Annotated in this window: 8 protein-coding genes; 3 read left to right on the forward strand and 5 right to left on the reverse strand. The window is 66.1% G+C overall.

Annotation, left to right across the window (positions count from 1 at the left end; translation table 11 throughout):
- Nucleotides 1-2958, reverse strand: a 2958-nt coding sequence (locus C4301_RS08080) for a translocation/assembly module TamB domain-containing protein (protein ID WP_503012411.1), incomplete at its 3' end; no start/stop codon positions are given.
- 59 nt (nt 2959-3017) lie between these two features.
- Between C4301_RS08080 and C4301_RS08085 the strand changes: the two genes are divergently transcribed.
- Complete coding sequence (locus tag C4301_RS08085; RefSeq protein ID WP_352414587.1) at nt 3018-3284, forward strand: acylphosphatase; 267 nt, start codon at nt 3018-3020, stop codon at nt 3282-3284.
- A gap of 3 nt (nt 3285-3287) precedes the next feature.
- On the opposite strand, the gene hflX is transcribed toward C4301_RS08085, so the two are convergent.
- Nucleotides 3288-4928: a GTPase HflX gene (hflX, locus tag C4301_RS08090; RefSeq protein WP_352414588.1), complete on the reverse strand. Its 1641-nt coding sequence runs from the start codon at nt 4926-4928 to the stop codon at nt 3288-3290.
- Between the two features lie 63 nt (nt 4929-4991).
- On the opposite strand from hflX, the gene C4301_RS08095 reads away from it, so the two are divergent.
- Nucleotides 4992-5531 (forward strand): YdcF family protein, encoded by a 540-nt coding sequence (locus tag C4301_RS08095; RefSeq protein ID WP_352414589.1) that lies wholly within the window; start codon nt 4992-4994, stop codon nt 5529-5531.
- Here the strand turns inward: C4301_RS08095 and C4301_RS08100 are convergent.
- The 3 genes from C4301_RS08100 to C4301_RS08110 are packed head-to-tail and all read right to left on the reverse strand — an operon-like array spanning nt 5428 to nt 7369.
- The gene (locus tag C4301_RS08100) at nt 5428-5913 is read right to left on the reverse strand and encodes a DivIVA domain-containing protein (protein ID WP_352414590.1); all 486 of its coding nucleotides are present in this window, start codon (nt 5911-5913) and stop codon (nt 5428-5430) included. The two genes, C4301_RS08095 and C4301_RS08100, sit on opposite strands and share 104 nt — an antisense overlap.
- A 5-nt stretch (nt 5914-5918) precedes the next feature.
- The gene (locus tag C4301_RS08105; RefSeq protein WP_352414591.1) at nt 5919-6557 is read right to left on the reverse strand and encodes a YggS family pyridoxal phosphate-dependent enzyme; all 639 of its coding nucleotides are present in this window, start codon (nt 6555-6557) and stop codon (nt 5919-5921) included.
- Nucleotides 6554-7369, reverse strand: a complete 816-nt coding sequence (locus C4301_RS08110; RefSeq protein ID WP_352414592.1) for a purine-nucleoside phosphorylase — start codon at nt 7367-7369, stop codon at nt 6554-6556. The genes C4301_RS08105 and C4301_RS08110 overlap by 4 nt, the downstream gene beginning before the upstream one ends.
- Nucleotides 7370-7430: 61 nt before the next feature.
- Here C4301_RS08110 and C4301_RS08115 point away from each other — a divergent pair.
- Nucleotides 7431-9352: BamA/OMP85 family outer membrane protein (locus C4301_RS08115; protein WP_352414593.1), on the forward strand; the 1922-nt coding region annotated here is incomplete at its 3' end.

A 9352-nucleotide genomic window follows, 5' to 3' on the forward strand; every position in this document is an offset into this window, starting at 1 on the left:
CAAGGCCTCAAAGGGCAGGTCCAACACCCCTTGGTACGAAGCCCCTTCTCCCTCGAGGGTCAGGGGGCCCCTGACCCGGTAGCGGAGCTGGCCCTCTTCCAGGCCCGCCCAAAGGGTGAAGGGCAGTGGACCCACCCCCGACTCCACCCTTCCTTCCCCCTTGAGGGCCAAGGCCTGCCAAGGCCCCTCCAGGCTCAGCGCCCCCTGGAAAGGGGGCTTGAGGTGGAGGGAAAGCCGCGCCCCTTCCGGGCCCAGCTCCCCCTCCCCTGTGGCATAGAGCGTGTCTAAAAAGACCTGGGCGGACAAGGGGCCCCTTCCCTCCAACAGCGCCTGTCCGTAAGGGGAGGAGGCTTTGAGCCTTCCGCCCGTGTCTTCGAAGCGGCCAGAAAGGCGCAAGGGAAGGCCAAACGACCCCAGGTCCGCCTCGTTGAAAAAGGCGGCGTAGCGGAGCCTTCCATCGTAGAACCCCGCCCCCCAGGCCCGGCCCCCAAGGCCGGAAAAGGTGAAGCGGAGCCGCCCCCCCTCCCCCCGCACGGACAGCCGGACCTGTGGGAAGGTGAGTAGGGCCTGGGGGCGAAGCGCCGGGAGGTTTAGGTTCCCGGCCAGCCTGCCCTCCCCCAGGTAAGGCAAAAAGAGGCGGCCCGATAAGGCCAGGCTCCGCCAGGGTCCTTCCGCACGCACCTTCCCGTACCGGGTAGAAAGGAGGATCCGGCCTTGCCCCAGACCGCCCGCAGCCTCGAGGGCAAACCCCTCCCCCCGGTAGCGTCCCGCGATCCGGGCGGAAAACCCTCCATCCGGCCGCACCTCCCCCACCCGCCTTAAGCCGTCCCCCTGGGAAGCGAACAGGCGAACCCCCCCCGGGTCCAGGGCAAAGGCCAAAGGGGGGAGCTCCAAGCCCTCCAAACCCCAGTTCACCCGGCCCGAAAGCCGAAGCCGGGGGTAAACCTCCCCCCTTCCTTCCAGAAGGCCCCGGGCCTCGGCCCGAACCCGCTTTCCTTCTCCCAAGAGGAGGAGGCGCTGGTAAGGGGGGGAGTCCAGGCTGGCCCACCCCCAAAACCCCTCCCGGTAACCGAAGTCGGCCTGGAGCCTCACGCCTCCAAGGGCCATACCCCCCCGCACGCGAAGCCCTTCCTGGGGGGAGGCGTAGGTGACGGAAAGCCCTTCCGAAAATAGACGAAGGCCCTTCTCGTCATACACGCCGGAAAAGGGCCGAGCACCCAAAGGGGTCCGGACCTCCCCCCGGATCCGGGCCCCCAGGGTGAACAGGTCCAGCCGGGCCTCGGCGTACCGGCCTTTTACCCGGAGGGTCCCCGAGAGCCCCTTTTGGTACACCGCCCGGCCAAAGACGAGAAACCGGTCCCCCACCTCAACGGGAAGCCCCTTGAAATCTAGGCGAAAGACCCCGTCCTTGTAAACCCCCAAGGCCCCGGGGGCCTCGAGGAAAACCCCCCCTCCCCCCGCCTGCCAAAGGCGAAGGGGGGCCGCCGCATAGGGCGAGTCGTAGGAAAGACGGGCCTCGAGGCGGCCCCTTTGAAGCCGCCCCTCCCCCTTGAGACTCCCCACGGAAAGGGGGGTAGGGGCGAGGAAAAGCTGCAAGGCATCCCAACTTCCTGAAAGGCCTACCGGCCCCAGCCGCCCTTTCACCTGGTTTCCCTTTCCCTCGAGGCTGCCGGAAAGGTCCAGTCCCCGGGTAAGCACCAGGCCGACCCCAGGGCTTTCCACCCGGGCCCTCCAGGCATCCCCCTCGCTTTGGAAGACAACCCGGGCCCGTCCTTGGAGGGGACGGGGCCAGACCACCTCCCCTTGAGCCCTTGTCCTCACCCCTTCCCCGAAAAGCGCCACCCGGCTTCCCAGCTCATCCTCGAGGCGGGCCTGGTACCGCCCCCCCCTAAGGTCCAACCGCACCCGGTAGGCCCGGTCCAGATACCGGCTTTCCGCCTGGCCCTTAAGCCAGAAGACCCCGTCAAACCCCAGGCTTCCCGATAGGGTAAGGGGCTGGCCCAAGAACCGGCCTCCTCCCCGGTAGGCCCCTTCCAGGTGAAGCCTCTCCCAGCCCTCGCCCCTAAGGTGCAAAACCCCCTGGCCCTCCACGGGCAGGGCCAGGTGGAAATGCCGGGCCAAGGCGGGAAGGCTGGGCCTGGCCTGGACCTGAAAGCGGTACCGGCTCGCCTTTAAGTCCACCTCGGCCCGGGCCTCCACGGGCCCCTGGAGCCCCACGCCCTTAAGCCGGGCCAGGACCCGGTCGTCTTTGAACTCCACAGACCCCTCCACCTCGGAGATCTCAAACCCCACGAGGCGGAGCCTTCCCCCCCGGAGCTCGTTTTCCCCCACCACCCCGGAAGGACCAACCCTCCACACCCCCTCGGCCCTGCCCCCCAGGAGTTCCGGATAGTAGAAGGAAAGGGCCCTAAGCTCCCCCTGGTAGCGCACCTCCCAAGAGGAAAGCTCCCTGTCCAGGGCCTTTGCCTCCCCCTGGAGGCTGCCCCCGGGAAGGCGGGCTAGAAAGCGGTAGGGGTTTTCCCCCCTCAGGGTGAGGCGAAGGGGGGGAAGGTGGAGCCTTTGGCCCTGGGGAAGGCTCACCTCCACCTCCTTTAGGACAAGGCTTCTAAAGACCAGCCGCACGGGAGGCGGCGGTGCTTTCGCCTCGGGGATGAGGGCCTCCCAGCGGGGCTCGAGGCGGGCCCCTTCCAGGCGGAGGCTCAAGGGAAGCTCCTTCCTAAAGAGCCCCAGGAGGTCGTAAAAGACCCAAAGCCTCTTTGCCTTAAGCCTGAGATCCGGGGAGGCCAGGTCCACCCCCTCGAGGCGGAGGCCAAAGAGGAGATGCCCCCGGACGGACTGGACCGTGCCGGAAAACCCCAGAAGGGGAAGGGCCTTCTCGGTGGCGAAGTGGAGGAAGGGAGGAAACCCTAACAGGAGACCCACCCCCACCCCCAGGGCCACCAGGAGCCACCGCCTCACAACCCTAAGGATACCGAGAGGATATGAAAGCCGCGTGGCAAACCCCTTAGCATGAGGCCATGGCGCGGATGGTTGCCCTGGTGAAAGGACGGGTGCAAGGCGTCGGGTACCGGGCCTTCGCCCAGCAGAAGGCCCTGGAGCTTGGGCTTTCCGGGTACGCAGAGAATCTACCCGACGGCCGGGTGGAGGTGGTGGCGGAAGGACCCAGGGAGGTTCTGGAGCTTTTCCTGCACCACCTCAGGCAGGGCCCCAGGCTCGCCCGGGTGGAGGGGGTGGAGGTCAGCTGGGGAGAGGAGACGGGGCTGAAGGGCTTCCACACCTACTAGGGCTCAGGCCCAAGCCTGGGGCCTGACCCCCTGGGCGAGTAGGACCTCCCTTAGGCGGGCCTTAAGCGCCTCCAACCCTGTCCCCTTGAGGGCAGAGACGGCCACCCCGCCCAGGCGGTCCTGGAGGTAGGAGAGGTCGTAAGGGGCGGCTTTATCCGCCTTGTTCAAGGCAAGGACCCGGGGGGCCCCCACCTCGAGGCCTCGGAGCACCTCCTCCACCACCCGGTACCGCTCCAAAGCCCCCTCCCGGGAGGTGTCCAGAACGTGGACCAAAACCTGGGCTTCCCGCACCTCCTCCAGGGTCGCCCTAAAGGCCGTGAAAAGGGTCTCCGGCATATGGCGGATAAACCCCACCGTGTCCGTGTACAACACCTCCCCCAGGCCTGGGATGAACCCCTTGCGGGTGAGGGGGCGAAGGGTGGCGAAGAGCTTGTCCTCCCCATCCTCCCCGGCTTTGGCCAGGGCCCGCATCAGGGTGGTCTTGCCCGCGTTGGTGTACCCCACCACCGCCACCACCGGCACCCCTTGCCGCCTCCTTTGGCGGCGGGCCTCCTGGCGGCGCAGAGCGTAGGCCTCGAGTTTTTCCGTGAGGTGGTGGATCCGGTCTAAAAGCCTCCGCCGGTCTACCTCCAGCTTGGTCTCCCCAGGACCCCGGGTCCCGATCCCACCCCCCAGCCGGGAAAGCGCTTTCCCCTTGCCCACAAGCCTGGGCAGAAGGTATTTGAGCTGGGCCAGCTCCACCTGGGCCTGGGCCTCGGGGGTACGGGCGTGGAGGGCAAAGATGTCCAGGATCAGCTGGGTCCGGTCCAGGACCTTGAGCCCCGTAAGGGCCTCGATCTCGCGGGCCTGGGCGGGGGTGAGGTCCAGGCCGAAGATCAGCGTGGAGGCATCCTGGTGGTAGGCCAGGCTCTTCAGCTCCTCCAGCTTCCCCAGCCCCACCAGGCTCCTGGGGTCCAGGGCCTTTCGGAAAACCAGGCTCCGCCCCGCCACCACCCCGCCCGCGGTGCGGACCAGTTCCGCCATCTCCTCCAGGTTCGCCTCCGCCTCCAGCCCCTCCCCCAGGTCCACCCCCACCAGAATAACCCGCTCCCCCTGGCCGTCCTTGACCTCCAGAAGCCGGCCGTGGCGGGAAAGCTCCTCCTCTAGGGCTAAAACCGCGCCCATAAGGTCAAACTCCTGCCAGGCGAAGGGGGGCCTGGGGGGCAGGATCTGCCAGTCCTCCTCCCGGGCCTTGGGCGGGGAAAGGAGGGCCAGGTGCAAAAGTCCAGCCTCCCCCTCCTGCACCTCGAGGGCGGCCATGGCGTCCAGCCGGTTTAGGAAAAGAACGGAAAGGTCCTGCCGGGAAAACCCGCCCTCAGAAAGGTGGGTGTGGAGGACCCGGAAACCGGAAAGCCGGGTCTCCACATAGGGCCTTTCCGGGATGGGAAGCTCCTTGGCATCCCCCACCGCCACCCGCACCACCCGGCCTTCCCGGTCCAGAAGGAGGCTAATGGGGCGCCGGATCTCCCAGGAAAGCTGGGCCAGGGCGCGGGAGACCTCCGGGGTGATCACCCGGTCCTTGGGCAGGCGGCGGCGGTACAGGTTGGTTAACCGCTTAAGTTCGCTCTTCTTGAGGCCGCTGGTTCGTCCGAAGACCTTCTCCACCTGTCCCTTTTCAGTATACCACAGGGGTTGAGACCGGCCTCCTCCTGGCGTAGGCTCCTAAGCGTGTGGCTCCTTTTCGCCCTTGCCCTGGCCCTCGGCCCCTATGAGTACGCGGTGGTCCCGGGCGCGGCCCAGTACGACGGCACCCCCTCCCCTGCCTTCGCCCGCAGGCTTCTGGCCGCGCTCGAGCTTTACCAAAAGGGCCAGGTCCTGCGCATCGCCGTGGCCGGGGGCCGGCGGCCGGGGGACCGGGTGAGCGAGGGGGAGGCGGGCTGCGCTTTCTTGAGGGCGCGGGGGGTACCTAAGGACCGCCTTCTCTGTGAGACGAGAAGCCGGAGCACCCATGAAAACCTCAAAAACCTCCGCCCTTTTCTCAAGGGGCGAGTGCTCATCGTAACCGATGCCCCCCACCTCCGGCGGGCCCTCTTCCTGGCCCGAGGCCTGGGCCTCGAGGCGGATGGGTACCCGGTCCTTGGCCAGTACAGCCTCAGCTACTGGATCAGGGAGTGGGGCCTTTACCTCCTCTACCGCCTGGGGATTTTTCCTCGAGCCGCCTCAAGGACTCCAGGTAGCCCTCGAGTAGACCCCGGAACTGGTCTATAAAAAGGTTCCGCTCTGTCCGGACTTGCTCCGCCTCCATCCTCAGGCGCTTGAGCTCCTCCGCCGCCTCCTTTAAAACCTCATCCTTGGCAGCTTTGGCCTCCTTGAGGATGAGCTCCGCCTCCCGCTCCGCCTGGGCTTTGAGCTCGCGGCCGATGCGCTCCGCCGCCACCACCGCCCGCTTGAGCTCCCCTTCCGCCTCCTTTAGCCGGGCAAGCGCCTCCTCCTTCTCCTTCAAAGCATCCCTTAGCCGCTGATTTTCCTCCAGAAGCGCCTCCATGGCCTCGGCCAGCCGGGCCAGATAGGCCCGCACCTCCTTGACCTTGTACCCCCGGAAGGCCCGAGGAAACTCCTGATAGCGAACGTCCAAAGGGGTTAGGTCCATCGGCCTCAGTCTACGCTAAAGACCGCCCGGCCCACCCGGACCAGCGTCGCCCCCTCCTCCACCGCCAGCTCAAAGTCATCGGACATACCCATGGAGCGCTCCTTAAGGCCAAAGCGGTCCGCCAAAAGGGAGAGCCGGGCGAAAAGAGGCCGCAGGACAGCCTCCGAGGCGATGGGGGGCACGGTCATCAGGCCCTCCACGGTGAGGAAGGGCAGCTCGCGGATCCGGGCCAAGGCCTCGGGGAGCTCCTCCTCCAAGAACCCGTGCTTCTGGGGCTCCCGACCCAGGTTCACCTCCACCAAGACCCTCAAGGGCCGCCTTTCCTTCTCCCCCACCCGGTTCAAAGCCTGGGCCAGACGCAAGGAATCCAGGGAATGGACCAGGGCGAAGCGGGGCATGAACCTGGCCTTGTTGGTCTGCAAGGGCCCAATGAAGTGCCACTCGGCGGAAAGGACCCCCATCTTCAAAAGAGCCTCCTGTACCCGGCTCTCTCCTAGGGGGAAATCCCCATGCGCCAGGACCTTCTCCCGGATCTCCTCCACCGAGTGGCCCTTGGTGACGGCCACAAGCCTCACCTCGCTTGGGGAGCGCCCCGCCCTCCTGGCCGCCTGAGCGATGCGCTCCAGAACCCTGGGAAGGCTCATAGCCCTGCCAGAATACCCCGGATAAATCGCCGAAAGACGGGCCCGGTCTTCTGGGCCACCCTCAGAACCTCCTCCTCTGTGGCGTGGTGCTCCCGCTCGGGCACCGCCATATCGGTGATCGTGGAAAGCCCCAAGACCCGCGCCCCCAGGTGCCTTAAGGCGATGACCTCCGGCACGGTGGACATGCCGATGGCGTCCGCTCCTAGATCACGCAGAAGCCTAAGCTCGGCCCGGCTGGCAAAGGAGGGGCCCATGAACCAGGCGTAAACCCCTTCGAATAGGTGCAGATCCTGTGCCCGGGCCACCCTTCGGGCCAGATCGATGAGGCCGGGGTCGTACGCCTCAAACATCACCGGAAAGCGGGGGCCCAGCCGCTCGTCGTTCGGGCCCCTCAAGGGGTTGGCGCCCGCGAAGTTGATGTAGTCCAGGTGGAGCATGATCCCCCCCGCCCAAAACCGCGGGTTAAGCCCCCCGGCGGCGGAGGTGAGGAGGAAGGTCTTCGCCCCCAGAAAGAACCCCACCCGGACCGGAAAGGCCACCTCCTCCGCGCTGTAGCCCTCGTAGTAGTGGACCCGGCCTTGGTAGACCAAGACGCTTCTGCCCTCCAATCGGCCAAGCACCAGACGTCCCGCATGGCCAGGAGCGGTGGAGCGGGGAAAATGAGGGATCTCCTCGTAAGGGATTTCCGCTACCCTTTCCACCTCCTCAGCCAAAGGGCCCAGGCCCGAGCCCAAAACCACCCCCACCTCGGGAAGGAAGTCGGTCTGGGAACGGATCACCTGCACCGCCTCCTGGATCTTTTCGTACACCATGCCCTTCAGTATACCCAGACTCCTCACCCAACGCTAAGGGCTTTCCGGTAAGCTTGATGCGATGAAACGGCTTCTCGCTCTATGCCTTTTGGGGTTCGCCCTAGCGGCCCCCATCAAGGAGATCGTGGTGGAGGGGGCTGACCCTGTCCTCCAGGCCCTGGCCCGGGTCAGCCTCCCCTTCTCGGAGGGGGACGATGTCCAAGACCTCGAGGCCGCCCGAAGGGCCCTTTTGGAGACCGGGTTCTTTAAAGAGGTCCGGCTTTCCTTCCAAGAAGGGGTCCTACGGGTGGTCCTGGTGCCCAACCCCCCCCTCCGGGAGGTCCGGATCCAGACCCAGGCGTTTCCGGAGGCCGGGCTTAAGCGGTTTTTAGAGCAGAACTTTGCCCTGGGCCCGGGGGCGACCTACAACCCCAAAAGGGTCCAGGAGGCCGCCTCCGCCCTGGCCCAGGCCTTCCGCCAGGCGGGCTTCCCCTTCACGCCCAAGGTGAGCGTTGAAGCCAAGGAAGGCCCGGATGGGGTGACGCTCGTCTTCCAGGTGGAAGAGGGGGTAGAGGTCAAGGAAGTCCAGGTGGTAGGCGCCAGCCTCGTGCCCGTCCAGGAGATCGAAAGGGCTTTTCAGGAGTTGAAGGGCCCCTTCTCCTCCGCCAAGTACCAGGCGGCGGTCCAGAAGGTGGCCCAGCTGTACCAGGAGAGGGGGTACCGGGGAAGCGGGGTAGACCTCGAGGCCAGCCTTCTTTCCGAGGGGACCCTCCGGGTCCAGATCCGGGAGCTCAAGGTGGGGAGGCTGGAAGGCGAGGGTCTAGACCTTTCCGGCTTCCCCCTCAAGCCCGGGGAGTTCTTTAACTACGATCAGCTTCTGGAAGGGGTCCGGGCGCTTTCCAAGAAACTCTCGAGGCAGGTGGAGTTCAGTCTAGAGGTCTCTGGACGCGAGGTGAACATCCGGCTCAAGCCGGGGGCGGAGGGCGGGGTCATCCAGGAGGTGCGCCTTTTGGGCAACACCGCCTTCCCCACGGAAAAGCTCCTGCCCCTCCTCCGCCTCCGAACAGGGGAGGTCTATACGCCGGCCCTGGCCCAGGAGGACTTCGGCCGCCTTCTCGACTTCTACCGGAAAAATGGGTACGAACTCGTCCCTGAGCCCAAACCTTCCTACCAAGACGGGGTCTACACCCAGGTGCTTCAGGAGGTCCGGATCCAGGGCTACCGCCTGGAGTGGCAAGGGGGGCACCGCACCCAAGACGAGGTCATCCTGCGGGAGCTGCCCAAGCCGGGAAGCCTGCTCAACGTCTTCGAGTTCCGGAGGGCCCTGACCAACCTCATGGCCACCGGACTCCTCGCCGGCCCGCCCCAGGTCCTCACCGAGCCGGGGGAGGGCCCGGACAAGGTGGTCCTGGTCCTGCGGATGAAGGAGGCTCGGACGGGGCTTTTCACCCCCAGTCTGGGCTGGAGCTCCCTCGAGGGCTGGAGCGGGAGCGCCAGCTTCAAGGAGACCAACCTCTTCGGCCTCGGCCACAGGGTTTCGGCGGATCTGGCCTTTGTCCAAAACGACGCCAAGGACAACCTCTCCTTCTCTTTGAGCTACGAGATCCCCTGGCTCTACCTGGAGTTCGCCGACTTACAGGATGTCCGCACCAGCCTCAGCCTCTCCCTTTACACCACCCCTGTGGGGAACATCAAGCTTTTGGATGGGACCACGGACACGGGCTGGGAGTACACGGAAAGGCGGTCCGGCTTGGCCTTCAGTCTGGCCAGGCCCTTCTCCAAGGAGCTTCGCAACCTAAAGACCTCCCTTGGCCTCTCCGCCCGCAGGAGTGTGCCCGAGCTGGAGATCTACGATCCCAAGGCCCCTTGCGACGCCACGGGCCAGGACCCCAAGCGGCCCTGCGACCGCGACCCCTCGAGCGAGACCTACGACAAGTACAAGAATCCCGACCACGTCAAAACCCTTCTGGAGCCCCCAGGCTGGACGGTTCGGCTGGACACCAC

Source organism: Thermus sp. (assembly GCF_040290245.1).
GTDB lineage: Bacteria > Deinococcota > Deinococci > Deinococcales > Thermaceae > Thermus_A.